Annotated in this window: 29 protein-coding genes and 1 pseudogene; 10 read left to right on the top strand and 20 right to left on the bottom strand. The window is 72.6% G+C overall.

Annotated elements, in window-relative coordinates; genetic code table 11:
• Positions 1-59: 59 nt before the first annotated feature.
• On the bottom strand, positions 60-2,003 hold the full coding sequence (locus ACIBQ8_RS37310; protein ID WP_397194411.1) for a hypothetical protein: 1,944 nt from the start codon (positions 2,001-2,003) through the stop codon (positions 60-62).
• A 169-nt stretch (positions 2,004-2,172) separates the two neighbouring features.
• Here ACIBQ8_RS37310 and ACIBQ8_RS37305 point away from each other — a divergent pair, with 169 nt between their 5' ends.
• The 3 genes from ACIBQ8_RS37305 to ACIBQ8_RS37295 all read left to right on the top strand — a co-directional run bounded on the left by ACIBQ8_RS37305 (position 2,173) and on the right by ACIBQ8_RS37295 (position 4,701).
• Complete coding sequence (locus ACIBQ8_RS37305; RefSeq protein WP_397173356.1) at positions 2,173-2,841, top strand: hypothetical protein; 669 nt, start codon at positions 2,173-2,175, stop codon at positions 2,839-2,841.
• Complete coding sequence (locus ACIBQ8_RS37300; protein ID WP_397173354.1) at positions 2,838-3,488, top strand: hypothetical protein; 651 nt, start codon at positions 2,838-2,840, stop codon at positions 3,486-3,488. The genes ACIBQ8_RS37305 and ACIBQ8_RS37300 overlap by 4 nt, the downstream gene beginning before the upstream one ends.
• A 460-nt stretch (positions 3,489-3,948) precedes the next feature.
• On the top strand, positions 3,949-4,701 hold the full coding sequence (locus tag ACIBQ8_RS37295) for a hypothetical protein (protein WP_397194410.1): 753 nt from the start codon (positions 3,949-3,951) through the stop codon (positions 4,699-4,701).
• Here the strand turns inward: ACIBQ8_RS37295 and ACIBQ8_RS37290 are convergent.
• Positions 4,688-5,929: a hypothetical protein gene (locus tag ACIBQ8_RS37290; protein WP_397173350.1), complete on the bottom strand. Its 1,242-nt coding sequence runs from the start codon at positions 5,927-5,929 to the stop codon at positions 4,688-4,690. The genes ACIBQ8_RS37295 and ACIBQ8_RS37290 overlap by 14 nt on opposite strands.
• Before the next feature lie 225 nt (positions 5,930-6,154).
• On the opposite strand from ACIBQ8_RS37290, the gene ACIBQ8_RS37285 reads away from it, so the two are divergent.
• A complete protein-coding gene (locus ACIBQ8_RS37285) occupies positions 6,155-6,709 on the top strand; it encodes an XRE family transcriptional regulator (protein ID WP_358289368.1) in 555 nt (184 codons plus the stop codon).
• On the opposite strand, the gene ACIBQ8_RS37280 is transcribed toward ACIBQ8_RS37285, so the two are convergent.
• From ACIBQ8_RS37280 to ACIBQ8_RS37230, 11 genes are all read right to left on the bottom strand, one after another.
• Entirely contained in the window at positions 6,685-7,437 is a 753-nt protein-coding gene (locus ACIBQ8_RS37280; RefSeq protein WP_397173347.1) for a methylated-DNA--[protein]-cysteine S-methyltransferase, read from the bottom strand. The two genes, ACIBQ8_RS37285 and ACIBQ8_RS37280, sit on opposite strands and share 25 nt — an antisense overlap.
• On the bottom strand, positions 7,434-7,994 hold the full coding sequence (locus ACIBQ8_RS37275; RefSeq protein ID WP_397173346.1) for an RNA polymerase sigma factor: 561 nt from the start codon (positions 7,992-7,994) through the stop codon (positions 7,434-7,436). Before ACIBQ8_RS37275 ends, ACIBQ8_RS37280 begins: the two co-directional genes overlap by 4 nt.
• 138 nt (positions 7,995-8,132) lie before the next feature.
• A complete protein-coding gene (locus ACIBQ8_RS37270) occupies positions 8,133-8,435 on the bottom strand; it encodes a DUF1416 domain-containing protein (RefSeq protein ID WP_357706203.1) in 303 nt (100 codons plus the stop codon).
• The gene (locus tag ACIBQ8_RS37265) at positions 8,435-9,274 is read right to left on the bottom strand and encodes a sulfurtransferase (RefSeq protein WP_358289377.1); all 840 of its coding nucleotides are present in this window, start codon (positions 9,272-9,274) and stop codon (positions 8,435-8,437) included. Before ACIBQ8_RS37265 ends, ACIBQ8_RS37270 begins: the two co-directional genes overlap by 1 nt.
• A complete protein-coding gene (locus tag ACIBQ8_RS37260; RefSeq protein ID WP_397173344.1) occupies positions 9,271-9,684 on the bottom strand; it encodes a DUF4395 domain-containing protein in 414 nt (137 codons plus the stop codon). The genes ACIBQ8_RS37265 and ACIBQ8_RS37260 overlap by 4 nt, the downstream gene beginning before the upstream one ends.
• Positions 9,685-9,742: 58 nt before the next feature.
• Positions 9,743-9,826 carry a putative leader peptide gene (locus ACIBQ8_RS37255; RefSeq protein ID WP_350668905.1) on the bottom strand — a complete coding sequence of 28 codons (84 nt, stop codon included), beginning with the start codon at positions 9,824-9,826 and terminating at the stop codon, positions 9,743-9,745.
• A 32-nt stretch (positions 9,827-9,858) separates the two neighbouring features.
• Positions 9,859-10,317, bottom strand: coding sequence for a thioredoxin family protein (locus ACIBQ8_RS37250; protein ID WP_397194409.1), 459 nt, complete (start codon positions 10,315-10,317; stop codon positions 9,859-9,861).
• A gap of 28 nt (positions 10,318-10,345) precedes the next feature.
• Positions 10,346-11,158, bottom strand: a complete 813-nt coding sequence (locus tag ACIBQ8_RS37245) for an anti-sigma factor family protein (protein ID WP_397173340.1) — start codon at positions 11,156-11,158, stop codon at positions 10,346-10,348.
• Positions 11,158-11,670 carry a sigma-70 family RNA polymerase sigma factor gene (locus ACIBQ8_RS37240; protein ID WP_125643242.1) on the bottom strand — a complete coding sequence of 171 codons (513 nt, stop codon included), beginning with the start codon at positions 11,668-11,670 and terminating at the stop codon, positions 11,158-11,160. The genes ACIBQ8_RS37245 and ACIBQ8_RS37240 overlap by 1 nt, the downstream gene beginning before the upstream one ends.
• A 37-nt stretch (positions 11,671-11,707) precedes the next feature.
• The gene (locus ACIBQ8_RS37235; RefSeq protein ID WP_397173339.1) at positions 11,708-12,373 is read right to left on the bottom strand and encodes a DUF2993 domain-containing protein; all 666 of its coding nucleotides are present in this window, start codon (positions 12,371-12,373) and stop codon (positions 11,708-11,710) included.
• A gap of 72 nt (positions 12,374-12,445) precedes the next feature.
• Positions 12,446-12,697, bottom strand: a complete 252-nt coding sequence (locus ACIBQ8_RS37230) for a MoaD/ThiS family protein (protein ID WP_397173337.1) — start codon at positions 12,695-12,697, stop codon at positions 12,446-12,448.
• A gap of 176 nt (positions 12,698-12,873) precedes the next feature.
• Between ACIBQ8_RS37230 and ACIBQ8_RS37225 the strand changes: the two genes are divergently transcribed.
• The 3 genes from ACIBQ8_RS37225 (at position 12,874) to ACIBQ8_RS37215 (ending at position 17,580) form a co-directional block, all read left to right on the top strand.
• Entirely contained in the window at positions 12,874-13,566 is a 693-nt protein-coding gene (locus ACIBQ8_RS37225; protein WP_397173335.1) for a winged-helix domain-containing protein, read from the top strand.
• 97 nt (positions 13,567-13,663) lie between these two features.
• Positions 13,664-17,110 (top strand): tetratricopeptide repeat protein, encoded by a 3,447-nt coding sequence (locus ACIBQ8_RS37220; RefSeq protein ID WP_397173334.1) that lies wholly within the window; start codon positions 13,664-13,666, stop codon positions 17,108-17,110.
• Between the two features lie 101 nt (positions 17,111-17,211).
• The gene (locus tag ACIBQ8_RS37215) at positions 17,212-17,580 is read left to right on the top strand and encodes a hypothetical protein (RefSeq protein WP_397173561.1); all 369 of its coding nucleotides are present in this window, start codon (positions 17,212-17,214) and stop codon (positions 17,578-17,580) included.
• A gap of 63 nt (positions 17,581-17,643) precedes the next feature.
• Here the strand turns inward: ACIBQ8_RS37215 and ACIBQ8_RS37210 are convergent.
• Positions 17,644-17,817, bottom strand: a pseudogene (locus ACIBQ8_RS37210) (NUDIX domain-containing protein); the annotation flags it as partial.
• Positions 17,818-17,919: 102 nt separating this feature from the next.
• A complete protein-coding gene (locus ACIBQ8_RS37205; protein ID WP_397173332.1) occupies positions 17,920-19,110 on the bottom strand; it encodes an aromatic acid exporter family protein in 1,191 nt (396 codons plus the stop codon).
• A 103-nt stretch (positions 19,111-19,213) separates the two neighbouring features.
• On the opposite strand from ACIBQ8_RS37205, the gene ACIBQ8_RS37200 reads away from it, so the two are divergent.
• The gene (locus ACIBQ8_RS37200; RefSeq protein ID WP_397173330.1) at positions 19,214-19,810 is read left to right on the top strand and encodes a dienelactone hydrolase family protein; all 597 of its coding nucleotides are present in this window, start codon (positions 19,214-19,216) and stop codon (positions 19,808-19,810) included.
• Here the strand turns inward: ACIBQ8_RS37200 and ACIBQ8_RS37195 are convergent.
• The 4 genes from ACIBQ8_RS37195 to ACIBQ8_RS37180 form a co-directional block, all read right to left on the bottom strand.
• Positions 19,797-20,645, bottom strand: coding sequence for a PHP domain-containing protein (locus ACIBQ8_RS37195; protein ID WP_397173328.1), 849 nt, complete (start codon positions 20,643-20,645; stop codon positions 19,797-19,799). The two genes, ACIBQ8_RS37200 and ACIBQ8_RS37195, sit on opposite strands and share 14 nt — an antisense overlap.
• 17 nt (positions 20,646-20,662) lie before the next feature.
• Entirely contained in the window at positions 20,663-21,370 is a 708-nt protein-coding gene (locus ACIBQ8_RS37190) for a zf-HC2 domain-containing protein (RefSeq protein ID WP_397194408.1), read from the bottom strand.
• Positions 21,367-21,861 carry a sigma-70 family RNA polymerase sigma factor gene (locus tag ACIBQ8_RS37185; protein WP_352355860.1) on the bottom strand — a complete coding sequence of 165 codons (495 nt, stop codon included), beginning with the start codon at positions 21,859-21,861 and terminating at the stop codon, positions 21,367-21,369. The genes ACIBQ8_RS37190 and ACIBQ8_RS37185 overlap by 4 nt, the downstream gene beginning before the upstream one ends.
• Positions 21,862-22,038: 177 nt before the next feature.
• Positions 22,039-22,611, bottom strand: coding sequence for a hypothetical protein (locus tag ACIBQ8_RS37180; RefSeq protein WP_397194407.1), 573 nt, complete (start codon positions 22,609-22,611; stop codon positions 22,039-22,041).
• An 84-nt stretch (positions 22,612-22,695) separates the two neighbouring features.
• Between ACIBQ8_RS37180 and ACIBQ8_RS37175 the strand changes: the two genes are divergently transcribed.
• Together ACIBQ8_RS37175 and ACIBQ8_RS37170 are read left to right on the top strand one after the other, a co-directional pair.
• Entirely contained in the window at positions 22,696-22,872 is a 177-nt protein-coding gene (locus ACIBQ8_RS37175; RefSeq protein WP_397173323.1) for a hypothetical protein, read from the top strand.
• An 86-nt stretch (positions 22,873-22,958) separates the two neighbouring features.
• A complete protein-coding gene (locus tag ACIBQ8_RS37170) occupies positions 22,959-24,545 on the top strand; it encodes a Coagulation factor 5/8 type domain-containing protein (protein ID WP_397194406.1) in 1,587 nt (528 codons plus the stop codon).
• Positions 24,546-24,563: 18 nt separating this feature from the next.
• Here the strand turns inward: ACIBQ8_RS37170 and ACIBQ8_RS37165 are convergent, their stop codons facing one another.
• Positions 24,564-25,769: an MFS transporter gene (locus tag ACIBQ8_RS37165; RefSeq protein WP_397194405.1), complete on the bottom strand. Its 1,206-nt coding sequence runs from the start codon at positions 25,767-25,769 to the stop codon at positions 24,564-24,566.
• Positions 25,770-25,800 lie beyond the last annotated feature (31 nt).

Genomic DNA, 25,800 nt, shown 5'->3' with positions numbered 1-25,800 from the left:
CAGTCGGTTCTCAGTAAAATCCCGCTGATCGTCAGCTCCTCACCACGCCCTTGACCAGGTCATTGCCTGCCCTTGCGCCAGTCAAGGCGTGGCGGTGGTGGCCCGAGGTTGGGCGGCGGCTCCTCGCCGTCGTCCTTCGCCTCCAGGGCCAGCACGGCCTCGCGCACCTCCTCCAGGTCGCCGAGCGTCGTCTTGGGGAAGGTGAGGATGGCCGGGTTGGCGTCGGCCAGCCGCACCCGCCTGCCCTGGGCGGTCGCGTCGGTGACGATCACGGACGTCGTGGGGAGCTGCTGGAGCTGGTGCGGCTCGACCAGGAACTCGCGCGAGCGGTGGAGCACCCGCTCGGTCTCGGAGATCTTGTCGGCGGTCCTGCCCCACTCGGTGGACTCGGTGATGTCCTCGACCAGGTCGGCGTGGCCGTCGCCGCGGTCGTGGCGGGCGTCGTCCACCTGGGAGATGGTGGAGGTGTAGCCGCCGTCGAGGCCCGGCAGGGCGTCGCTGATCGTCTCGGTGAGCTGGGCCAGCTCCAGCCGGTGCTCGGTGCCGACGTGCTCGCTGGCGACCCGGGCGTCCTCGGCGTTGCCGAGGCGCATGAACGCCACGGCCGCGTGGCCGCGCCCCAGGCGCTCCTTCACGGTGGGGGTCAGGCTCCGGTACGTCAGCACCAGCCCGGTACGGGAGGTCTCGCACGCGTCCATGAGCCGGTCGAGCACGTCGCCGCGGAGCTTGTCGGCGCCCGCCACGATGATCGTGTGGTACCAGGGCCGGTCGGAGGCGGGCGACTGCCGCAGGATGTGGGTGAGCGCGGTGGCCACGTACGTGCCGAGCACCCGGTTGCCGAACACGCCCGCCTGCCGGTCCATGCTCACCACCCGCAGCCGGGCGGGCGGCAGCCGCACCGCCTGGGTGCCGAGCGTCTCCAGCTTGCGCAGCTGCGACTCAAGCGCCCAGGCGCGCTCGATCACCACCCGGTCGCTCACACCGCGGCCGAACAGCGTGCCGATGCGTTCGAGCTGGGTGGCGGTGATCAGGCCGAAGCGCAGGTCGTCCCGCGGGTCGCCGACCTGCGCCAGCGCCCGCAGGGCGGCGGTGACCTGGCTGATGGTGGCGTTCTCGCCGAGCACTTCGAGCACCCGTTCCAGGATGGCGTTGTCGAAGCTGAGGTCGCGGGTGGTGCGGTGCTCCTCGCTCACGCTCACCACGTGGGCCAGCACGTCGGCGAACGCCTCCGGCTTGAGCGTGGCCCCGAGGTCGAGCTTCGGCAGGTCGACCGGCAGCACCCAGACCAGCGGGTCGTCGCCGCCCTTGCGGGCCAGCTCGATCAGGTCCTTGGCGATCGCGCCCTCCGACAGGTCGAGCACGGTGAGGTGGCCGCCGCTGTAGAGCCGGGTGGCGCCGAGCAGCGTGATCAGCGCGGACCAGCCGGGCAGCGTGCCGCCGGCCACGTCGATGCGGTCGATCTCGTCGGGGACGGCGACGGCGTACCAGGTGAGCTGGCGTTCGTGGCGCTCCTTCGACTCCTGCCAGTCGCGGTAGCGCCGGGCGTGCTCCTCCTGGGCGCGGAACAGCTCCTTGTCACGTTCCTGACGTTGCCGGTCGTCCCTGGCCTGCTGTTCGAGCACCCGGTAGCGGACCGCCCGGTCGCCCTGGAGCAGGGCGTAGGTGCAGATGCCCGCCACGCCGCCGGCCGCGACCAGCCCGAGGAGCGCGAACGACCAGCCCAGGTAGCCGCTGACCGCGGCCGCGAGGATCAGCGCGGACATGGTCAGGCTGATGGCCCGGATGACGCGTACGGGCCGGTTGAGCATGTCCTCCTGGAGCCGCTCGCGGCGCAGCGCCTCGGCCGCCGCCCGGCCGGACGACTCGGCGTCCGGCGCCGGTTCCTTCTCGGGCGAGGGACGCTTGGGCGGCGGCCCCGGGTCGGGATGCAGCAGGATGTACTGCCACCCCAGGTAGATGCGGTCCGCCTGGAGCTGGGCATGCTCGGGATGCACGTCCGCCACGTGACCCTCCGGCCGCGATATGTCGTTAGTTGCAGGGGCCAGCCCTTTTCCGCTCCGTGACAGCGTATGAGCTTCCACCCCCGTAGCGGCAGGGTTCGCGGCAATTCCACCCGCCAGAAGGGACCATTGCGGCAGATGGGGCAACCGTGACCTATTACCATCCATACCCATGACGGAACCCTCCGGCGACGGCACGAGGCAGCGACGCCCGGTGGCGGTGCCCATCCTGGCCCTCGTGGCGGTCACGGCCGTCGGCATCACGGCCTTGCTGGGCGGGCTGAACGAGGCCCCCGACAAGGGCCCCGACCTGCTCGGCCAGGGCGCGACGCTCGACCAGGGCCGTTACTCCACGCGCTTCGTCGAGTCGCGGGTCAAGGTCGAGCGGGCCAAGACGCAGTTCGACGAGGACAAGCGGTTCGTGGAGCTGGTCTTCGAGGTCACCAACAAGGGGGACGAGACCTCAGGCGTCGGCGTGCCCCCCGACCCCGCCCAGCCGGACAAGGCGTGGCTCGGCACGTCCTTCGCCGACTCGCTGGTCTCCATCAGCCCCAAGTTCTCCAAGGAGTCGGGGCCCTTCGTCTACGCCCTGGACAAGGGCGACGAGACCCGGCAGCTCCACCCCGGCGTGACCAGCCAGGTCCTCGTCCGGTACCGGCTCGGCGCGTCGGAACGGCCACCGGACAAGATCACGTTCGACGTGGCCGCCTTCGAGTACATCTCCGGCTTCCAGGACGAGCGGCTGCGCTGGCAGATGGTCGCCAAGGAGAAGGACGACAAGTTCTACCCCGAGGTCAAGGCCCGCGTGACGCTGCCGGTCAAGGCGGGTGAGGGGGCATGACCGCCACCCAGCCGCGCTCCTCCGCCGTCCCCGAGCGCCCCGACCGGCCCGGCCGCGGCGCCGGACGCGGGCCGGGCGGCTCCAGACTGCTCAACGCCTGCGCCGGGCTGCTGCTGGCGGCCGCCGCCGTCGGGCTCCAGACGTTCCACCTGTCCGCCAACGAGGCGAGCGCCCGGGTGACCTACACGGGCGTCAAGGGCGAGGACGTGGACGCCAGGCGGTTCACCGTCCGGCTCGACTCGTTCCTGGCCACCAAGACGATCCAGAACAGCGACGAGACCATCACGACGGACAACCTGTTCCTCGTGGTCAACGCCTCGGCCAGGTCGAGCCTCAAGCCGTACCACCTGGGGCAGCCGCAGCTGCTGACCGAGGACGGCAAGAAGTTCACGGCCACCGACCGCGTGGCGAGCCCTCTGACGCTGGCGAACACCTGGGTGCAGCCCGACATCTGGGTCAGCGGGCGGTTCTTCTTCGAGGTTCCTCCATCGGCGCTGCCGGGGGCGCGGGTGGTCTTCGGGCTGCCGGCCGAGATGCTGGTGGAGCCGTTCCAGCCGGAGGTCGAGATCGACCTCGGGCTCGACGAGGAGGCCGCGCGCAAGCTCGCGGCCTCGCCGCAGGCCGTCTACTCCACCGTCAAGAAGTGATCGCACTGTGAGCACGAACGAGCGCGACTGGTTCGCCCCCAGGAACGACCACCACTCCGAGGACCCCGCCCCGGCGCCCTCGGCCTTCCCGCCTCCCCCGCCTCCCGCCTCTCCCCCCGCGCCCGCCGACCCGCCTGCGCCGCAGACGCCGCAGCCCGGAGCCGGGCCGATGCCGCCGTCGCCGCAGGCGCCGCTGCCCCCCAGGCCCCGGCGCCGCCGCACGGGCTCCCCGCGCGACCGCGCCACCCCGCCGCCGGCCCGCCCCACGCCGCCTCCCGGCTACGCCCCCGACCCCTCGGGCCCCGTTCCTTCAGGTCCCGTTCCCTCGGGTCCCGTTCCTTCAGGTCCCGTTCCCTCGGGCCCCGTTCCCGCCGGCCACGCGGCTCCCCCGGCCGCCCCCGCCGGAGCGCCTCAGGGACGTGGCGGCGCGCAGCATCCCGGCCCCGGGCGGGGGCGGTTCGTGCATCCGGACCAGCAGGTGTGGCCGCCCGCCCCGCGCGAGTCCTCAGGAGGCAGCACCCAGCCGCTGCCCGCCATCCGTCCCGGCATGACGCCGCCGTCCCCGCCGTCCCCCCAGCGGCCCACCGGCGCGGCCGCCGTGCCGCCCGTGCGGCAGCCGCCGGCGGCCCCGCAGGACGCCCGGCCGCCCAGGCGCGGCCGGCTGGTCCTGGTCGCCGTGGGCGCCGCCGTGGCCTCCGTCGTCGCCATGGGCCTCAACACCTACGACGGCTACCGCTTCTACGACACGACCGTCACCGACGGCATCAAGATCAACGAGGTCGCCGTCGCCCCCGGCCAGTCGGGGAAGGTGCACGAGATCGAGTGGAAGGCCGCCCTGAAGGCCGTCCAGGCTCCCGAGGGCAGCAAGCACGGCCCCGAGGTCACCTGGCTGAAGGTGGACATCACCCAGAAGCTCCTCGACGAGTCCAGCGCCACCATGACCGCCCCGCCGGACAAGGTCAAGCTGGAGGACCGCGCCGGCCGCACCTGGACGGTGGAGTTCACCCCGGGCGACCGCCCGACGGACCGGCTGGAGCTGGGCAAGGAGTACCGGTTCGAGGGCATGGCCATCGTGCCGACGCCGGTCAAGGACGAGGTCGAGCTCTCCTTCAGAGTCAGCGACTACCGCTCCGACACCCCGACGGCGGACTTCTTCAAGCGGGAGAAGGCCGGCAAGCCGGAGGCGGACGTGCTGCGGTTCACACGTCGCTGAGCGGCTCGCCCTTGAGCCGGGCCCGCGTGGCGGCCAGGTCGTACGTGGCCGCCAGCAGCGCCATGGTGAGCACGGTCACGACCAGCCCGCGGACGAACGTCACGGGCCCCTCCTTGTACGCCCACGCCCACTCGGCCTGCGAGCCGACGAGCGTCACCACGGCGCGCTCGGCGTACTCGGCGCCCACGGTGAGGGCGACGTAGCTCAGGCACATCATGCCGAACAGCGGCGCGCCGCCCTTGGCGATCATCCGCAGGGAGTTGGCCAGCGGCAGCCAGCGGTCCCGGAAGCCGCCGGTGAGCTGGTCGAACGACCTCTTGGTGAGGTCGTGGCTGTCCTCCAGCCGGTCCACGCCCCGTTCGAACCGGGTGCCCTTGACCAGGCTGCGGGTCTCGTCGGAGTAGGCGCCGAACACCAGCATCGCCACGGTCAGCCAGGCCAGCGGGACGGCGACGCCGTCGATGAAGAACGGCCAGAAGTCGCCCACCGCGCCCGTGACCGTCTTCCACAGCGGCACGCTCTTCTCCGCCTGCTCCACCAGGTCCGCAGTGCCGGCGACCACGCTGCGGTGCTCCACCCAGTCCGAGCGCAGCCCGGCGATGGCGACGGTGGCGTTCAGGCCGTAGAAGACGAAGGCGAACTCGGAGAAGGCGGCGCCGAAGCCGTACAGCTTGCCCTTGCCCTGCTCCACGAGCTTGGCGAACAGCCACTTCAGGCCGAACAGCACGACCATCGCGCCGAGCGAGACCCGCCAGTCGAGGTCGGTGAGGCCCTTGCCGACCTGGGTCTCCTCGCCGAACCAGGCCGCCGACGTCATGTCGTAGAAGTGGTGGTTCAGGTCCATCTTCTGGAGGGCGCGGGCGTCCTCCACGTGCCAGCCCCACGACAGGTAGAGCACCGCGAAGGCGGGGGCCACCCGGTCCAGCACCCGGAAGAAGCGCTCGTCCTCGACGCCCTCCTCCCTCCTCGCGCGCATCTCCCACAGCGCGCCGCGCAGGGTGTAGAGCATGCCCGTGGTGACCGTCAGCACCGCGAGGACGATCAGGGTCAGGAAGGTGACCGTGCCCACCAGCCGGAGCTGTCGCAGGTCGCCGTAGGCGAGCTCGGTGGCGGCGTACAGCAGGACGAAGCGCACGACCTGGCCCGCCGCGTACCAGAGGATCAGCGGCAGCGCGCATTTCCCCGCGAGGCGCAGCGCGTGCAGGGGCAGCGAATACGGCGACGGCATCCGCTGAGCCGGCGTAGGCCCAGGTCGGGGCGGGGCCATCACACCTGTCGATCCGGACATCTGCTGAATCGTAGCGGTCTGTCCCTTACGCCGCAGCAGCAACCCGTGGACAGCCTGTGGCCAGGGTGTTTCCAGGCCATTCCTGAGCACTGGCAAATGCCGGAATCGACGATTCGGCCCCCGGGAGGCGGTCACATCGGACGAGCCTTGCGGCACGATGGCGTTATGGAGCCGCTGCCCGCGTTCGACCAGGACCCCGCCGTCGTCGGCGACCGGCTGCGACGGCTGCGCCAGGCGCGCGGAGTCTCGCTGTCCGAGCTCGCCAAGCGGGCGGGCATCGGGAAGGCCACGCTGTCCGGCGTCGAGACCGGCACCCGCAACCCCACGCTGGAGACGCTGTGGGCGATCACCGCGCAGCTCGGCGTGCCCATCGGGGCGATACTCGACTCGCCGCCCGAGCCGCAGACCATGCGCGGCGCCGCCATCGAGGCCGACCTGCTGGAGGTCTTCGAGGACGACAGCGTCACCTACGAGCTCTACCGCGTCCGCGTGCCCCCGGGCGTCACCCAGACCTCGCCCGCCCACCACAAGGGGGTGAGCGAGCACGTCACGGTCTTCACCGGCACGCTCAGCGCCGGCCCGATCCACGAGCCGCTCACGGCCGGGCCCGGCGACCACATCTCCTGGCTCTCCGACGTCCCCCACGGGTACCGCGCGCACGGCCCCGACGTCGTGCGCGCCACCCTCCTGATGCGTTACCCGACCAAGCCCTCCGCCTGAGCGGGCCGGCAGCTTCGGCACGGCCGGTAGCCGGCCGCCCTGGCCTGGGCGAGGCTGCGGAAGCCGTGCCGGTGCGCGGGGGTGATCCGGCGGGCGTTGTGGCAGGTCGGGAAGCACACCACGCCGGTGGTGTCGCTGGCCAGGTAGAACACCCGCTCCCCGGCCAGCGCGCGCACCCGATCCAGGTCGACGCCCTCGGCCAGCAGCAGCCGTTCCTTGGCCGCCCGGCCGAACACGTAGTCGCCGGTCACGCCGTCGGACCTGACGACCCGGTGGCACGGCACGAGCAGCGGCACCGGGTTGGCGCCGAGCGCCGTCCCCACCGCCCGTACGGCCCGGGGGCGCCCGATCTGCTCGGCCACCCACGAGTACGGCCGCACCTCGCCCCTCGGGATCGTCCTGACCGCGTCGAGCACGTCACGCTGGAAGTCGCTGACGCCGCGCAGGTCCAGCGGCACCTTGCCGAGACGGCCGGTGCGCAGCGCTGGAACCAGCCCCGCGGGCGGCCGGTCGGCGGCCAGCAGCGGCCGGCCGAAGCGTTTCCTGAACGTGGCGGCGAAGTCGTCGCCGGCGTGCACGTACGCCACGCCCTGGTCGGTGAAGGCCACCCGCAGCTCGCCGATCGGCGCGGGCACGCTCACCCAGCGGGCGGCGATCCGGTCGAGCAGTCCGGCGGGCGCGTCGGTGGCCAGCGCGGCCAGCCCGGCCAGCAGTGAGTCGTCGTTCATCGGGCACCTCCCAGTTCGCGCAGCCGCCGCAGCCCTCGCGACACGTGCGACTTGACCGTCCCCTGCGGAATTCCGAGCACGGTGGCGATCTCGCTGACCGGCAGGTCGACGACGTGCCTGAGCACCACGGCGGACCGTTGTTCCTCGGGCAGCAGTGCGAGCAGCTCCGACAGCTCGTCGCCGGTCTCCCTGCGGACCGCTGCCCCCTCGACGTCCTGGGCCGGGTCGGGCTCGTCCACGGGCTCGTCACGCAGGTCGGGCGGCGGTTTGCGGGATCTGGCCCTGGCACAGTTGCGCCAGATGTTCATGAGGATCGTCATCAGCCAGGCCCGCGGCTGCAGCGCGGCCACGCGGTCCGGCTCGTAGCCCGCCAGTGCCCGGTACGCCCGCAGGAAGGCCTCGGCGGTGAGGTCCTCGGCGTCTGCCCAGCGCCCGCTCAGCCGCAGCGCGGTCGAGAAGACCAGGCCGCGGTGGGCGGCGTACAGCTCGGCGAAGCCCTCGTCGAGGTCGTCGAGGAGCGCCTTGCGCACCGGGTCGAGACAGTCGGTTCCACTCACGCCCTCTACAACACCGCCGCGCCCGGTTTCGTTGCGCCCGTCCGGAACGGGAACGGGGCCCGTGTCCGGTGTGGACACGGGCCCCGTCTCGGCGCCGTGGTGGGCGCTGTCTGGGCTCAGTATGGGCTCAGCGTGGGCTCAGACGGCGACCGCGAGCTGGGAGACCTCACCCAGCCGGGCCTCCACCTGAACGTCGCGGGTGACGCCGCCGCCCGCGATGATGCGGACGGTCCAGTCGCCCGGCGCGGCGAAGAAGCGGAAGACGCCGTCGTCGGAGACGACGACCTCACCGGTGAACTCGCCGGAGTGGTCGAGCAGCCGCGCGTAGGCGGTGGTGGCGCCCGTCACCACGCCCTGGATGACGGCCTGGTTGGACAGATCGATCCCGGCCGGCAGCGCGATGGTCTGCTCCGGCGCTCCGCAACCCTGTGCAGTGGTCATCAGCGGGCCTCCCCCAGCTCGATCGGCACGCCCACGAGCGAGCCGTATTCCGTCCACGAACCGTCGTAGTTCTTCACGTTGCCCTGGTCGAGGAGCTCGTGCAGCACGAACCAGGTGTGCGCCGAGCGCTCGCCGATGCGGCAGTAGGCGATGGTGTCCTTGCCGAAGTCGACGCCGGCCTCGCCGTAGAGGGCGCGCAGCGCGTCGTCGGACTTGAAGGTGCCGTCGTCGTTCGCGGCCTTGGACCACGGGATGTTGCGGGCGGTGGGCACGTGGCCGCCGCGCTGGGCCTGCTCCTGCGGGAGGTGGGCCGGGGCGAGCAGCTTGCCGGTGAACTCGTCGGGCGAGCGGACGTCGACCAGGTTGAGCTTGCCGATCGCGGAGACCACGTCGTCGCGGAAGGCGCGGATCGCGGTGTCCTGCTCCTGGGCGACGTACTGGGTCTTGGCGCGCTCGGGCACGTCGCGGACCAGCTCGCGGGAGTCGAGCTCCCACTTCTTGCGCCCGCCGTCGAGCAGCTTGACGTCCTGGTGGCCGTAGAGCTTGAAGTACCAGTACGCGTAGGCCGCGAACCAGTTGTTGTTGCCGCCGTAGAGCACGACGGTGTCATCGTTGGAAATGCCGCGGTCCGACAGCAGGGCCTCGAAACCGGTCTTGTCCACGAAGTCGCGGCGGACCGGGTCCTGCAGGTCCTGCCGCCAGTCGACCTTCACGGCGCCACGGATGTGGCCCTTGTCATAGGCGCTGACGTCTTCGTCGACCTCGACGAGTACGACGTTGGGGGTGTCGAGGTTGGCCTCGACCCAGTCGGCGTCCACCAGGGCGGCGGAGCGGCTCATTGGGAAACCTCCATTTTGGCGGCGGGCAGTAGACGGCGGGTGAGCAGGTACGTTTCGCAGCCGAGGCAGAATCCGAAGGCTGCGTTGAGGAAGGCGGCGAGGAGAGCCGCGGCCGTGGCCCCGAGGGCCAGCGGTGTGATCCCGGCGGCGAACCCGGCCAGCCCCGCGACCGCGAAGAGCAGCCCCACCCCCTGCGCGAACCGCGGCGGGCGGGCGTCTTCGGTCTCCTTCGGCGCGCTCCTGACGAGCGCCTTGAAGAGCATCGTGTACGGCGAGCGGCGCACGACCCCCAGCGCGAAGACCGCCGCCTGGACGGCGAGCAGCCACGCGCTGCCCGTCACGAGGACGAGAGCGAGGACCAAGGTGGTGACGGCCGCGCCGAAGCGCAGCGCTCTGGGATCAGCACGCATCGCGGGATGCTCCTGAAGGGGTCGGATGGGGCGGACCAGATGTCCGCGGTGACCGTCCTCAGGCAGCGCGACAGAGCGCGGTGGCGACGCGGCAGAAATCAACCGCGCGCCGCTTCGTGAGCAGCTCTGTCGACGGGTTCATAGCGACGACCCTACTCGTCGTCTCGCCATCTGTCACATCTCGTCCGGGTTATGAGACAGTTCGTGAGACGGCCGTGACTCCCCGGAGGGGATCGCGACCGCCAGCGCGGCCAGTACGTCGGCCTTCCGTGGCTGGCCAGAGGCCCTTTTGACCACGTTGCCTGACGGATCCAGCACAAACACGGTGGGCGTGCGCATGACGTCGAACCGCCGCACCAGGTCGAGCCGGGACTCGGCGTCGATCTCCACGTGCGCCACCCCGGGCACGAGCGCGCTCACGTCGGCCAGCACCCGCCTGGTCGCCCGGCAGGGCTGGCAGAACGCGGTCGAGAACTGCACCAGCGTGGCCCGCTCGCCCATGGCGGCGCCCAGCATGTCCGCGGTCAGCCGTTCCCCGGCCGCCGCGCGCACCCGTCCGTCGCGGCGCAGACGAACCACCCCGATCACCGTGCCGAGCGCCAGCGTCGCCAGCGCGATCCACAGACCCGTCACCTCAGGTGCCAACCACGGGCGGCCGCGATTACTTCCTGGCCGGGCCGGCGACGTGCACCAGGACGCGTCCCCGCCGGTCGACGACCTCGAAGCGGTCGATGCGCCGCATGAGCACCGGCGTCGCCATCTGGAAGACGGTCTCCTCGCGGTAGGTCCGGCGGCTGACGGTCCAGCTCCCGACGACCTCGCGCCGCCCCCTGTCGTCGTAGACGGCCAGGCTGCAGACGGTGCCGACCGGCACGTTCCGCACGGTCACCAGCAGCTCGGTGCGCCCGTCGCCGGGCAGGGCGTAGACCGTGGCGTAGTAGTCCTCGGCCCGGTTCTCGCCCTTGAAGGCCCGGCCGTCGCGGGTGGCGCCCAGCTCCGCCGTGGGCATCGCGCTCGGCGTCGGGACGGCCTTCCTGAGCTGGGCGTCGGGCGCGGCGTCGCTGGCGACGAAGCCCTCGGTCTGCGGCGACTTCGCGGCCGCCGAGGACTGGGGGGCGGCCGCGGGCGCGGCCACGGTGTGCGTGTCGTCCTGCCGGGTGACGGTCCAGACCGTGCCGCCGACGGCGATCACCGCGACGGAGGCGGCCACGGCCAGCATGAGCCGGCCGCGCCGGTGGCGCCGGGCGCGGGCGTTGAGCAGCCGGTCGAGCACCTGGCGCGGCGGGCTGGCCACCAGCTCGACGTCGCGCTCGGACACCTTGCCGAGGAAGGCGGCGACGCCTTCGAGTTCGAGCAGCTCGGCGCCGCAGGTCTCGCAGGTGGCCAGGTGGTTGTCGATCTCCAGCGCCTCGTCGGGTTCGAGCGCGCCCAAGGCGTGCGCGCCCATGGCGATGCGCACTTCTTCGCAGGTCATCACGGCGCCAGCCCCCGCTCTTCGAGCGCCAGCTTGAGCGCGCGCAGCGCGTAGTAGGTGCGCGACTTGACCGTGCCCGGCGGTATGCCCAGCGTCGCCGACGCCTCCTTCACCGATCGCCCCCGGTAGTAGACCTCCAGCAGCACCTCGCGGTGCTCGGGCCGCAGCGCGGCCAGCGCCTCGGCCACGGCCCACGACTCGACCGCCCGCTCCAGCTCGTCGTCGGCCGGCAGGACCGCGAGGGCCTCGTCGCCGGTCTCCTGCGGCCTGGCCTTCTTGGCGCGGTGCTGGTCGACCACGAGGTTACGCGCCACCGTGAACAGCCAGGCCCGGATGGGACGGCCGGAGAGCGCGTCGGGGTGCCGCCAGGCCCGCAGCAGCGTCTCCTGCACCACGTCCTCCGCACGTCCGGAATCACCGGTGAGTCGCAGCACGTACCCGTAGAGTGGCCCGGCGTGCTCGTCGAAGAGGGTGCGTACGAGCTCCTCGTCCGCGGTGCCTGCTGCGCTCACGCCCTCATCACGTACGGGGGGCCGCAGCGGTTCAGGCTCATCCACGGATCGGCACGTCAGACGCTTCGGCCGAGAACTCCAATCCGTCGGCCACGCTCTTGACCCCGGTGATCTTCACGTCGAAGGGCAGGCCGCCCTTGAACGGGATCGTGTAGGTGACGAAGTGGGCGAGCTGGTCGGGCACGCCCTGGATCTTCTCCGCCTGGAGCCTGATGGCCCCGTCGGCCACGTCGACCCGCATCTCCGCGGTGAACTGCACCTTCTGCACCCCCACCGTCACCTCTCCCGACGCCACGAGCCGCCGCCCGTTGCCGCTGATCTTGATGCCCCGGGGCGCGTACTTGTCGATCGTGGCCCGGGTGAGCACGCCGCTCACGGTGACCCGCCCGGCCCGGACGTCGGCACGGTTCTGCAGCACGTCGGACAGCGGGGCGGTCACGTCGTAGGCGACGCCGCGCAGGTTCTTCACCGGCACGCCTCCGTAGGTGAGGGTGCCGAGATCGAACCGTACCTCGGGATAGTGCCCCGAGACGGCCTGAGTGAGAAACGGGATGCCCTCGATCGTCACCTTGGGGGTGCCGCTGAGGTCGGTGGCGGCGGCGATCCGGTTGGACAGGTCACGCTCCACCCCGGCCACCGCGACGCGGTCGACGACGACGAAGAGGACGGCCAGGACGATCAGAAAGATGATCAGCTTGCGCATGGGGCTCCCTGTCGTCGGCGGGGGTGTCGAGCCTATCGATCCGGCGGTCTCCTTCCCCGCCGGAGCCGTCGATCACCCGCCGGCGAAGGGCGGCAGCACCTCCACCGTGACGCCCTCGCCGAGCACCACCGTGTCGTGGGCGCGCCGGCCCACGGGGGCGCCGTCGACGAGGAACGACGAACGGCCGACGACCCGGGCGAGCTCGGCCCGATTTTGTGTGATTTTGGTCATCAGTTCGTCAAGAGTCGCCGCTTCGAACGGCTCCTCCGCGACTCCGGCGGCCTCCTTGGCCGCCGCCCAATAACGTACTTTTCCTGTGGCCATGCGTTGCCTCACAATCGCCTTCGCTCTATTGTGCGACGCCCTTAACACGCCTGTTTCAAAGGGCCCGCTGTTCACCTGGTGGACGCGCAATGGACGCGACTAAGCCGTGGGATATCCTCGCGTACAGGACCTGGGCGACGTCGCCTCCGGGTCCTTGTGTGTTAGAGGAGGCCGTGATGAGCAACCTGCTGCTGCTGACCAACGCCCTCGAGCCGTCCTCCGAGGTGCTGCCGGCGCTGGGGTTGCTGCTCCACTCCGTCCGGGTCTCGCCGGCCGAGGCGTCGGCGCTCATCGACACGCCGCCCGCCGACGCCGTCGTCGTCGACGCGCGCAAGGAGCTCGTCCAGGCCAAGAGCCTGTGCCGGTTGATCCGCACCACGGGCATCGACTGCCCGCTGCTGGTGGTGGTGACCGAGGGCGGCCTGGCCGCGATGACCGCCGAGTGGGGGGTCGACGACGTGCTGCTGGAGACCGCCGGGCCCGCCGAGGTCGAGGCGCGGCTGCGCATGGCGACCGGGCGCAGGTCGCAGGCCGCCGCCGAGGACGTCCCCGACGAGATCCGCAGCGGCGACCTGTCGATCGACGAGGCCACCTACACCGCGCGGCTGCGCGGGAACGTGCTCGACCTGACGTTCAAGGAGTTCGAGCTGCTGAAGTACCTGGCCCAGCATCCCGGCCGGGTCTTCACCCGCGCCCAGCTCCTGCAGGAGGTCTGGGGCTACGACTACTTCGGCGGCACCAGGACGGTCGACGTGCACGTCCGGCGGCTGCGCGCCAAGCTCGGCACCGAGAACGAGTCGCTGATCGGGACCGTCCGCAACGTCGGCTACCGGTTCGTGCCCGATCGCAGCGATTCGGCGCACGTGTGATCCGTTGACCCGTGTTCGCCTGATGTGACACTTTGTCGTTGGGACTGTTTCCAACCTGTCATGTCGAGGACACCGCCGTCCCCGGATCGGTGGTGGCATGGGTCTGTTCAGGTCACTCGTGGACGAGGGCGCGAGCCCCCGCCTCTTCCGCCGCGGCGAGCTGATCTGCTCGCCGGTCCGGCCGGTCAGCCGCGTCCACGTGATCGACCACGGGTACGCCCGCGAGCACGTCCCCGGCGGCGACCGGGAGGTCGTGCACGACCTGCGCGGCCCCGGCGACCTGGTGGGCGAGCTGGCCTTCTGGAGCCCGGGCGAGCGCGTCAAGGTGGACGCCCTGACCGAGGTCCGGGCCTGGCCCATCGATCTGCGGCGGTTACGCGAGCACGCCTCGGCGAACCCGGCGGTGGCGACGGCGCTCGTCCAGGAGCTGTTCGCCAGGAACCTGGCGGCCCGCCGGCACGAGGCGCTGGCCCGGGCCCCGGTCGCCGCCCGGCTGGCCGTGTGGCTGCTGCACCTGGACGAGCGGTACGAGCTGGCCTCCCCCGCCGCGCCGCCGCTGTCCATGGAGACGCTGGCCGATCTCGTCGGCAGCGCGCCCGACGTCGTGCAGCGGCAGCTCACGCAGTGGGTCAGGCGCGGCTGGCTGGTGCGGCCGGGGTATCGCAGGCTGCGGATCGCCGACCCGGTGGCGCTGCGCGAGGCCGCGGGGGCCTGGGAGCACCTGTCCGAGCCGTGGCGCGGCCGGGTGACGCCGTTCCTCACCCGGCCGGGCGCCCAGGCCGGGCCGCTGCCGGTCGGCGAGCTGCCGAAGCCGCGCCAGCTTCCCGCCGACGTGTCCGACTTCACCGGCCGTCAGCAGAGCCTCGACCTGCTCACGGCCTGGCTGGACCGGCAGCGGCGGACGAACACCATGGTCGTGCAGGGCCTGACCGGCGTGGGCAAGACCGCGCTGGTGACGCACTGGGGCCACCTGCACGCCGACCGGTTCCCCGACGGCCAGATCATGATCGACCTGCGCGGCCATTCCCCGACCCAGCCGCCGATGAGCTCGGCCGAGGCGCTCGGGCAGATCCTGCGCTCGCTCGGCGTCGGCGAGCACATGCCGGCCTCCGACGAGGCCGAGCTGATGCTGCTCTACCGCAGCAGGATCGCCGGGCGCAGGCTGCTGCTCGTCCTGGACAACGCGGCCGACCCGGCCCAGGTGCGGGCGCTGCTGCCGGGCGGCAAGGACTGCGTGGTGCTGGTGACCAGCAGGACGCGGATGGCGCCGCTGCGCGCCACCGGGCACGCCGACCTCATGGACCTGTCGGTGCTCGACCCGGGCAACGCGGTGGCGCTGCTGGTGTCGGTGCTCGGCGAGGGCTCGCCGCGGGCCGCCGACCGGGACGCGCTGGCCGAGCTGGCCCGGGTGTGCTCCTACCATCCGTACGCGCTGCGGATCTCGGCGGCCAAGCTGGCCGAGGACCCCGGGCTGAGCGTGCGGGCGCGGGCGGCGGAGCTGCGTACGCCGGACCGGCCGCTGGCCGGGGACCCGGAGGAGGCGTTCAGGTCGGCGCTGGACCTGGCGTACGAGTCGCTGAGCCCCGCGCAGCGGCGGGCCTTCCGGCACGTCGGGCTGCTTCCCGGGCGGGACTTCGCGCCGGAGGTGCTGGCGGCGGCGCTGGGCGTGCCGGTGGGCGAGGCGGTGGCGGCGGTGGAGGGGCTGCACCGGGCGTACCTGGTCGAGCCGCTGCCCGGGTCGCGGTACCGGGTGCACGACCTGGTCAAGTGGCAGGCCAGGGAGCTGGGCCGGCACGCCGAGGCGGGGGTGCGCGAGGCCAGGGTGCGGCTGCTCGACCACTATCTGGCGGTCGCGACCGGCCCGGACACGCCGCGCGAGTGGTTCGAGGCCGAGCGGCGGTCGCTGGTCTCGGCGGTGCGGCTGGCCGAGGAGAGCGGCGCGTACGGGATGGCCTGGCAGCTCGCCGAGGCGGTGTTCGAGCCGTTCAGGAGGCTGCGGTACTACGAGAACAACCTGGAGGTGCAGCAGGCCGGGCTGACCTCGGCCCTCCAGGTGGGCAACCGGCGGGCCGTCGCGCTCATGCGCAGCCACCTCGGCTCGATCCACCGCGACATCGGGCCGTCCACGCTGGCGGCGAGGTTCATCGGCGAGGCGCTGGCCGACTTCACCTCGCTGGGCGACCGCGCGGGGCTGGCCCGCGCGCTCAACGACCTGGCCGAGGTGCACGGCATCGCGGGCAACAGGGACGAGGCGCTGCGCCGCGCGGATGAGGCGCTGGAGGTGCACCGGGAGATCGGGGACCTGCCCGGCGTGGCGAAGTGCCTGCACACGCTCGCCCGGCTGCACCTGTCGCAGGAACGCAACGACCTGGCGCTCCGGTACGCCGGCCAGGCGCGGCGCGTACGGGAGGAGCTGGGCGACCGCAGGGGCGCCGCGCAGAGCCTGATCATCTCGGCCCGGGTGCGGCGGAGCCTGGGCGAGCCCGACGCGGCGCTGTCGGAGGGCCTGGAGGCGCTGTCGATCTGCCACGAGCTGGGCGACGAGCACGCCGAGGCCGAGACGCTGCTCTGCCTGGCCGAGATCTACGACCAGCTCGGGCTCCAGCAGGACGCCCGGCGCGACGCCGAACGCGCCCTGGCCGGGTACACGGCCACCGGCGACCAGCACGGGTGCGGGCGGGCGCTGTGCGCGCTGGGCCGCATCGCGCGCAACGGCTCGCGCTACGACGAGGCGCTGGCCTGCTACGAGCAGGCGCTCGCGGTGCAGGTCGAGCTCCACCACGAGCAGGGCAAGGCCGAGACGCTGGGCGACATCGGGGTGGTGCACTGGCGGCTGTCGGACTACCTGCGCGCCGACGACTACCTCAACCAGGCGCTCGTCATCAGCCGGGTGATCCGCGACGAGCCCGTCGAGGCCCGCATGCTCAACCGGCTGGCCCGCGTACGGCGCCGCCAGGGCCTGCCCCAGGTGGCCTTCGTGTACGCGCTGGAGGCGCTGGACCTGGTCCAGGGGCTGGGCAACCGGCGGGCCGAGGCCGACGTGCAGGAGACGCTGACCTACACGTACCTGTCGCTGGGGCGGCACGAGCCGGCGGTGCGGGCGGCGCGGGCCTCGCTGGCGATCCGGGAGGAGACGGGCGACAGCAGGGCCAGCGCGCTGCTGTCGATCGCGCACGCGCTCCACGCGGCGGGCGAGCCCGCGACGGCCCTGGCGTACGCCGTGGAGACCGTCGAGCTGCAGCACGTGACCGGCACCAGGGACCGGTGGGGTGCGGCGCTCACGACGCTGGCCATGGTGCTGCTCGACCTGGACCGGGCCGAGGAGGCGCTGGTCCACGCCAAGCAGGCCAGGGACGTGCACCTGGAGTGCGGGACGCGGCGCGACCTGGGGTGCGCGCTGAGGGCGCTCGGCCTGATCACCGCCAGGCTCGGGGACCGCGAGGCGGCGGCGGCCCATCTGGCCGAGGCGGTGCGCACGCTGGACGAGGTGGGGGACGTCTTCGAGAGCCGGCGGGCGGCGCAGGAGCTGCGGGAGCTCTCCTGAAAGACCGCTAAAAGTCGGGAAATCTCGGAAGTGAGGTCGCAGATCTTCTCCGCGCCTTCTCGTTAGCTGGTGCCACCAGCGACGACACGGAGGTGATCCGGATGCTCAAGAACCATATGCGTCGAGACCTGCAGTCACTCAAGCGACAGGCGCGCAGGGACCGGCGGGTCACGCTCGGCCTGCTGGCCGGGGTGCTGGCGGCCTGGACCCGTCAGCTCTCGCCGGGTGACCCGCCGGCGGGGCCGGGGGTGCTGCTCGCCCTGTCCGTCGGGCTGCTCACCGCGTCGGGGGCGGCCTGGCTGATGGCGGCCTGCTTCGCGGTACGGGCGGTCAGGCCGCGGTCGGAACCGGTGGAGGTGCTGGTCTGGGTGGCGCGGGTGAGCAGGAGCAAGGAGTGGGCGTTCTGCTCGCTGGCCGCGTACGTGGCCTGGCACCTGCTCCAGTTCGTCTCCGCGCTGCTCCTGGCCTGAACGGGGGCGCGGCGGGCCGTCACCTTCGCGGTGGCGTCCCGCCGCCTTCGCGCCGACGACCCCGCCGACCTCGACGTCGAGGCCGCTCTCCTCCAGGACCTCGCGGCGGACGACCTCGGCGAGGGTGTCGTCGGCCCGGTCGGGCCAGCCGCCGGGCAGCTCCCAGGCGTTCCTGGGGTTCCTGCAGAGCAGGACGCCCTCGTCGGTCAGGACCACGCCCTTGATCGAGGCGTGCATGAGATACCAGCCGGTCTCCGCGTCGATCACGAGGGGATCACGACACGGTCCGCGATCCCGCGCGCGGGGTCAGGGGAAGGCCGGTGGGGGCCGGTGCCGGGGTCAGGGGAAGGCGGCCTGGTGGGGGCCGGTGTCGGGGTCGAACTCGTGGCGGATCCTGGCGCAGTCGTCGAGCAGGGCGCCGTACAGGGGCCACAGGGGGCCTTTGGGCGGGGAGCCGGCCAGCTCGGCGGCCAGGTGGCGCTGCTGGTGCTCGCCCTCGCGCAGGGCCGCGCACAGGTTCGCCATGTCCCTGGACGCGGCCTTGCCCACCTGGATCAGGCCGAAGTCGCGGAAGATGCGCGACAGCGCGCGCAGCTCGCCGGACAGGGGTTCGGGCAGGTCGGCGGCCTTCTCGCCGGGCAGGCCGCGGGCGCCGGCGACCAGGTCCACCAGCCCGCGCGCGATGCTCCTGAGCTGGTGCCCGGCGTGGTCGAGGCAGGTCGCGGCCTCGGCCGACTGGCGCAGGCGCCGGTCGTAGCGGCGGCGCCTGCGAAAGGTCAGGCGCACGGACTCGGCCGCCTGGTCGGCGGTGTCCTTGGTCTCCTCCAGGCGCTGGGACAGCTCGCGGGCGCGGTCGAGCCAGTCGCGGGCCATGTCCTCGGTCCAGTGGCCGCTCAGGCCGTCGGCCATGTCCTGGGCCAGGTCGGCCAGCTCGGCCGACATGTCGCACAATTCCCTGGCGGCGTGCTCGACGAAGCGCGGGGGCAGGATGAGCAGGTTCGCCGCGATGCCGATGGCCGCGCCGAGCAGGACGTCGGCCAGGCGCGCGAAGCCGTACGTGCGGCCGAGCGAGAGCACCAGCAGGGCGGTGATCGGGATCTGCACGTTCTGGGCCGGCAGGTTGAGCAGCCGGGTCAGCACGAGCCCGGCCGCCACCAGCACGCCCAGCGTCAGCGCGTTCACGCCCATCAGCCAGATCAGCCCCGACGCCGCCGCCACCCCGACCACGACCGCCCCGACCTGCTGGAACCCGCGCACGACCGTGCTGTAGGCGGTCGCCGACACCGTGAGCAGCACCCCGATCGGCACCAGCACGGGCAGCGGCACCTTCAGCGCGAACGTGGCCAGCCACCACCCGAACACGCAGGCCAGCGTCACCTTGACCGTCTGGGCGAACGCGTCCCGCTCGGCGCCCAGCCACTCGCGGAACCCCTGGGCGCGCAGGCGCGCGAGCCCGGCCGCCGCGCCCGAGACGATCCGCCCGAGCGGCGCGCCGGCGCCCTGCTGCTTGCGCCCCGGCTCTTTGTCCATACTCCCAGGTCAATGCCCATTCGAGCGATGGATAGAGGTCGCCGTGCCTGGGTAGCGGCAAGGTTGTGGCGCAGCGGGGCAGCGCGCCCGTCGGAGGTGAAGCATGACCGGCGACCTGGTCGTCCCAGACGCCGCCCGGGGGGTGGTGGTGTTCGCGCACGGCAGCGGCAGCGGCCGGCTCAGCCCGCGCAACCGGTACGTGGCCGAGGTGCTGAACAAGGCCGGCCTGGGGACGCTGCTGTTCGACCTGCTCACGCCGGAGGAGGAGGCCGACCGGGCCAACGTGTTCGACATCGCGCTGCTGGCCGGGCGGCTGCTGGAGCGTACGGAGGAGCTGCGCGGGCGCGAGGAGGCGGCCGGGCTGCCGATCGGCTACTTCGGCGCGAGCACGGGCGCGGCGGCGGCGCTGTGGGCGGCGGCCGAGCCGGACAACCGGATCGCGGCGATCGTCTCCCGCGGCGGGCGGCCCGACCTGGCCGGGAAGCGGCTGGCCGCGGTGCGCGCGCCCACCCTGCTCATCGTCGGCGGCCGGGACCCGATCGTGATCGACCTGAACGAGGAGGCGCAGCGGCACCTGAGCGCCGAGCACCGCCTGACCGTCGTGCCCGGCGCCACCCACCTGTTCGAGGAGCCGGGCGCGCTGGAGAGCGTCGCGGAACACGCCCGCGACTGGTTCACCACGTACTTCAACGCGCCGTGACCGGGGCGGCGCCCTTCGCCTCGGCCAGCAGGCGGGCGTAGACCTCGGGGTCGGTGGTCTCGCAGCCCAGGCGGTGGCCGGTCAGCTCGCCGTGGTCGTCGCTGGACCCGGTCACTTCGAGGCCGAGCCCGGCGGCCAGGCGGCGCAGGTGGGCGCGGGCCTCGTCGTCGTGGTCGAGGTGGTCGGCCTCCACGCCGAAGAGCCCGGCCGCGGCCAGCTCGGCGATCCACTCGTCGGCCACCGCCTCGCCGCGCCGGACCGCCTTCGGATGGGCCAGCACGGGCACCCCGCCGGCCGACCGCACCAGGCGGACCGCGCGTACGGGATCGAGGGCGTAGCGGGTGACGTGCGCGCGGCCGCCCGCGCCGATCCACTCCCGCGTGAACGCCTCCTCGGGCGCGGCCACGGCCCCCGCGGCGACCATGGCGCGGGCGATGTGCGGGCGTCCGACCGGGCTGTCGCCGGCCACCGCGGACACCTGCTCCCAGGTGATCGGCACGCCCAGCTCGACCAGCCGCTCGACGGTCAGCCTGCCGCGTTCCTCGCGGGCCCGGCGGATGCGTTCGCACTCGGCCAGCAGCTCGGGGTCGGCGGGGTCGAAGAGGTAGGCGAGCAGGTGGATGCTCTGCCCGGCCCGCCGGCACGACAGCTCCATGCCCGGCACCAGCGTCAGGCCCTCGGGCAGCGCCTCGACGGCCGCGCGGTGCCCGGCGACGGTGTCGTGGTCGGTCAGCGCGAGCACGTCGAGGCCGCGCTCGCGGGCGCGGCGCACCACGTCGGCCGGCGGCTGCGTGCCGTCGGAGGCGGTGCTGTGGCTGTGCAGGTCGATGCGCATCGCTCGATGGTAGGCGGTCACACCTGCACGGTGGCGAGGATGCGGCCGTCCAGGGTCTCGATGCTGAAGTGGTTGAGGTCGTCCTGGGTCAGGCTGGTGCCGCCGTGCAGCAGCAGGGGGTCGGGGGCGCCCGGGACGCCGTACCCCTTGTCGGGCACGCCCCAGCTCGCCACGGTCTCCGAGCGGCCGTCGTCGCCGAAGGCCACCAGCCGGCACTTCAGCGGCCCCTTGACGCCCTTGAGCTCCAGCGCCACGTGGGTGCCCCAGCCCTTGTCCTCGACGCCCACCACGCCGGACACGCCGGTCGCGGGGTCGTTGACCGGGTAGGTGCGGCCGGTCATGAGCAGGGCGCGGGCGGGGCTGTGCACGCTGTCGGGGTCGGGGCCCGAGGTCGCCGCGTTGACGGCGAGGAAGACGCCGGTCGCGACGAGGAAGCACGCGGCGGCCGACATGAGCCCTCGATGGAGGGTCCGGCGGCGGCGCTCCACGGCGGCCCGGCGCACCAGCAGCGACTCGACCGGCGACTCCAGCTCCGACTCGACCGGCCCGCGGCGCAGGTCGTCGGGATCGACGCCGCGCATCAGCTCCCCCATGGCCGCGAACGCGCCGACCTCGCCGGCGCAGCTCGGGCAGCCGTGCAGGTGGTGTTCGAAGGCGTTGCGCTCGTCGTCGTCCAGCAGGCCCAGCGCGTACGCCGCCACGTCCTCGTGGTGCACTTCGTTCACGGGAGCCCCACCCCCCTTTCCTCCAGTGCGATGCGTAAGGCCCGCATCGCGTAGTACACGCGGGACTTCACCGTGCCCACGGGCACGCCGATCGTCTCCGCGGCCTCCTGCAGCGTGCGATCGCGCAGGAAGGTCTCCGTGAGCACCTGGCGGTGCGCCGGCGACAGCGAGAGCATGGCGTCGGTCACCACGATCTCGCGCAGCAGGCGGTCGTCCTCGGCGGCCACGGCGTTCGCCCGTTCCGGGACCTCCTCCACGGTGTCGAGGGGGCGCGTGCCGGCCCGGCGCCGGTCGTCGATCACGACCCGGCGGGCCACGGTGGCCAGCCAGGGCATCAACGAGCCGTTGTCGGTCCGCAGGTCCCCGAGGTTGCGCCAGGCGCGTACCAGGGTCTCCTGGACGACGTCCTCCGCCCAGCGCCGGTCGCCGCCCGTCAGCCGCACGGCGAAGGCCATCAGCGGGGACCCGTATTCGCGGTACAGGGCCCGCACCATGGCCTCGTCGGTCACACGATGATTCACGCGGCGACTCCTCGCGCTGCGTACATCATGAAATGTCGCCCGGATAACTACTGATATTGAATTATTGCCCTAGTCACGGGCGAGGAACAAGATACGGGATTTGCATCCATCACCCCACCTGTTGAATCAGCGATAAAAGCTGATCATTTACCCCGACGGCGTACGCCCGTGCCGTCCCGCCGGCCGCCTGTCCGGACGCGCCGGCTCGTGCGGACCGGCCCAGGCCTCGGCCTCGCGCAGCAGGTCGCGCACCGAGGCGTGCCGGGCGGAGGCCGCGTGCCCGAGCAGGACGCGCACCAGCTCGATCGCCGTCGGCCGGTCGGCCGGGTCCGGCCGGCGGCACCGGTCGACCAGGCCGCGCAGCGGAGGCGGCAGCCGAACGAGGTCCGCGCCGCCCCCGGCGTGCCCGGCGGCGGCGAAGACGATCACGTCGGCCCACTCGCGCACGTCGGCCGATGGCAGGTCGCTGCTTCTCGGGCCGGGCGCGAAAGACGCCTCGCCGAGCGGCCCGACCAGCACGTTGTGCGGCCCGAGCCGCAGCCCCGCGATGCCGGTCAGATGCAGCCTGGCCAGAGTGGCGGCCGTGCCCAGCGCGAGCCGGTGCAGCGCCTCCCCCTCGTACGGCCCCGCCGCCGCGACCACGTCGGCCAGCGGCTCACCCATCCCCAGGTAGTCGCGCGGCCGAAGGGCCAGCCCGCCACCCCATCCCTGACTGTCCATCGCCGTCCTCCGGCTCGGTGCTCGTCGTCAGGGTGTACGCCGTCCCGCGCGGGCGGGGTTCAACGGCTTCCATGCGGAAAACTCATGGAACGGCTGCGAAGAACGGTCCCAGCCGTTCCAGGGGCCCGGCAATGGCAGCGGCACGTCTTCGACGACCTGACCGCGTCCCGGGACGAGCCGGACCGGCGGCGGTTCGGCGCCTGCCTCGGCCGCCTGGCCGACGACGTGGGCGCCTGGCATTTCGGTCGCGAATTTAGATGAGATCAGCTCATGTTCGGTCTTGCCGGGACCCTTCCGGCGGTGGATGCTTGCGGCGACCCCGGTACCGCAGCCTGGGAGGTGGTCCCGTGTTCCACCGTCTCATCCGCCGGGCGGCCGCAGCCGTCCTTCTCCTGACCGGCGCGCTGGTCGCGCCGTCCGTCCCGACCGCCGCCGCGCACGCCGCCGCCGCCGTGAGCGGCTTCGTGGACGGCCACAGCCACCTGTTTTCCTACGAGACGTTCGGCGGCATGCTCATGTGCGGCAAGCCGTTCGACCCCGACGGCATCGAGCACGCGCTGACCGACTGCCCCGACCACTACCCGAACGGCGAGCTGGCCTGGTACGAGAACTTCACCAGGACCGGCAAGCCCACCGGCACCCACGACCCGGTGGGCTGGCCCACCTTCCGCGACTGGCCGGCCAACGACTCGCTGACCCACCAGCAGGCGTACTACACCTGGGTCGAGCGCGCCTGGCGCGGCGGGCTCCGGGTGCTGGTCAACGACCTGGTGGCCAACCGGCAGCTCTGCGCGATCTACCCGCTGAAGAAGTACTCCTGCGACGAGATGACGTCCATCCGCCTGCAGGCCCAGCGGGCCCGCGAGCTGCAGGACCACATCGACGCCGAGTCGGGCGGCCCCGGACGCGGCTGGTTCCGCCTCGTGAACGACCCCGCCGAGGCCAGGAGCGTGGCCGCGGCCGGCAAGCTGGCCGTCGTCCTCGGGATCGAGACGTCGGAGCCGTTCGGCTGCCGGCAGATCCTCGGCATCCCGCAGTGCACGAAGTCCCAGATCGACCGGGGCCTGGACGAGATGTACGCGCTCGGCGTGCGCAGCATGTTCGTCTGCCACAAGTACGACAACGCGCTGTGCGGGGTGCGCTTCGACTCCGGCACCCAGGGCGCGATCGTCAACGTCGGCAACCTGCTGTCCACCGGCTCGTTCTGGCAGGCCCGCACCTGCACCGGGCCCGAGCACGACAACACCATCGACCCGGCCGGCGTGCTGCCCGACCAGATCGCGCGGCTGCTGCCGCCGGGCGTCTCGCTGCCGCTGTATCCGCCGGCGCCCCACTGCAACACCCGGGGGCTGACCTCGCTCGGCACGTACATGGTCCAGGGCCTGATCAGGCGCGGCATGATGGTGGAGATCGACCACATGAGCGTGAAGGCCGCGGCCCAGACGCTCGGCCTGCTGGAGGCGGCCCGCTACCCCGGCGTGATCTCCTCGCACAGCTGGGCCGACCCGGGCTTCTTCAGCCGGATCTACGCCCTCGGCGGCATGATCACCCAGTACGGCCACAACTCCCCCGACTTCGTCGCGGAGTGGCGGCGCACCGCACCGCTGCGGCAGCAGTACAACGTGCCCGGATACGGCTACGGCCTGGACGTCAACGGCATGGGCCGCCTGCCCGCCGCGCGCGCCGGCAACGCCGCGAACCCGGTGACGTACCCGTTCACGTCCTTCGACGGGAGCGTGCGCCTCGACCGGCAGCGCACCGGGCAGCGGGTCTGGGACGTCAACGTCGACGGCGTGGCCAACTACGGCCTGGTCCCCGACTGGATCGAGGACATGCGCCTGCTCGCCGGTCCGGACATCGTCCGTGACCTGGCGAGCGGCGCGGAATCGTACCTGCGGACCTGGGAGGCGACCGCCGCGCGGCGACTGCTGTGAGGCGGGCGTCCCCGTCGTTCACGCGACCGGCTGGACGGACCGCGAGGTCCGCCGGCCGGTGGCGAGGTTGAGCAGCAGCGAGGCCGCGGTCAGCGCCACGCCGAACCACACGACGCTGGTGACGCCGACGTTGTCGGCGAACAGCCCGCCGAAGAGCGCGCCGAGCGCGATGGAGGTGTTGTACGCCATCGTGTTGAGCGACATGGCCGCCTCGAAGGTCTCCGGCGCGGCGGCGAGCGTCATGTTGACCTGCGCGAGCTGCACCACCCCGAACGACAGCCCCCAGACGACCAGCGCCACGATCGCCCCCGTGGCGCTGCCGCCGATCGCGAGCAGCAGCAGCATGGCCGTCACGAGCCCCGCCGCGCCGACGACGAAGCTGCCCCGCAGGCTGCGGCTCACGGTGTGCCCGGCGACGAAGTTGCCGATCGCGCCGGCGACCCCGAACACCATCAGCACCCCGGTCACCAGCAGCGGCGAGGCGCCCGCGTTGGCCTCCAGGAAGGGCCGGACGAAGGTGTAGGCCCCGAAGTGGCCGAGCACGAACAGCACCACCGTGACCAGCACCATGCGCAGCGGCACGTTCCGCAGCGGGAGCCCGAACACCTCGCGGACGGAGACGGCGTTCGCCGACGGCAGCGACGGGATCGCGAAGGCGACCGCCAGGAACACCAGCGCGCTCAGCCCGCTCCAGATGAGGAACGTGGTGCGCCAGTCGGTGAGGCTCTCCAGGAAGGTGCCGAGCGGGATGCCGACCACGGTGGCGATCGAGATGCCGGACATCACGATGGCCGCGGCCCGGTTGGCGTGCCGTTCCTGGACCAGCCGCATCGCCATGCTCACGCCGATGGCCCAGAACACGCCGCTGGCGAAGCCCAGCAGGAGCCGCGTCGTCAGGATCACCCCGTAGCTCGGCGCGATGCCGGTCACCAGGTTGCCCACGGCCAGCACCGCCAGCAGGACCGACAACAGCACCCGCCGGTTGACCCGCCGCGACCACGCCACGATGAACGGCACGCCCAGCCCGGCCGACACGCCCTGCAACGTCACCATCAACCCGGCCGCGCCCACGGAGATGCCCAGATCCTCGCTGAGCGGGGTCAGCAGCCCCACCGGCATCAACTCGGTGGTGAGGAAGACGAAAAGGCTGGCCGTGATCGCGGCGACCCCGGCCCACGCCCGGAAGGCGGAGCTCGTCGCCTGCGGAGAAAGAGTCTGCGTCATGCGACCAGCCTGCCGACCCTCCATCGATGAG

It is taken from the genome of Nonomuraea sp. NPDC049646, assembly GCF_044465525.1.
Classification (GTDB): domain Bacteria; phylum Actinomycetota; class Actinomycetes; order Streptosporangiales; family Streptosporangiaceae; genus Nonomuraea.
Note: the sequence above shows the minus strand (reverse complement) of the source record. Positions and strands in the feature narration are given on the sequence as shown.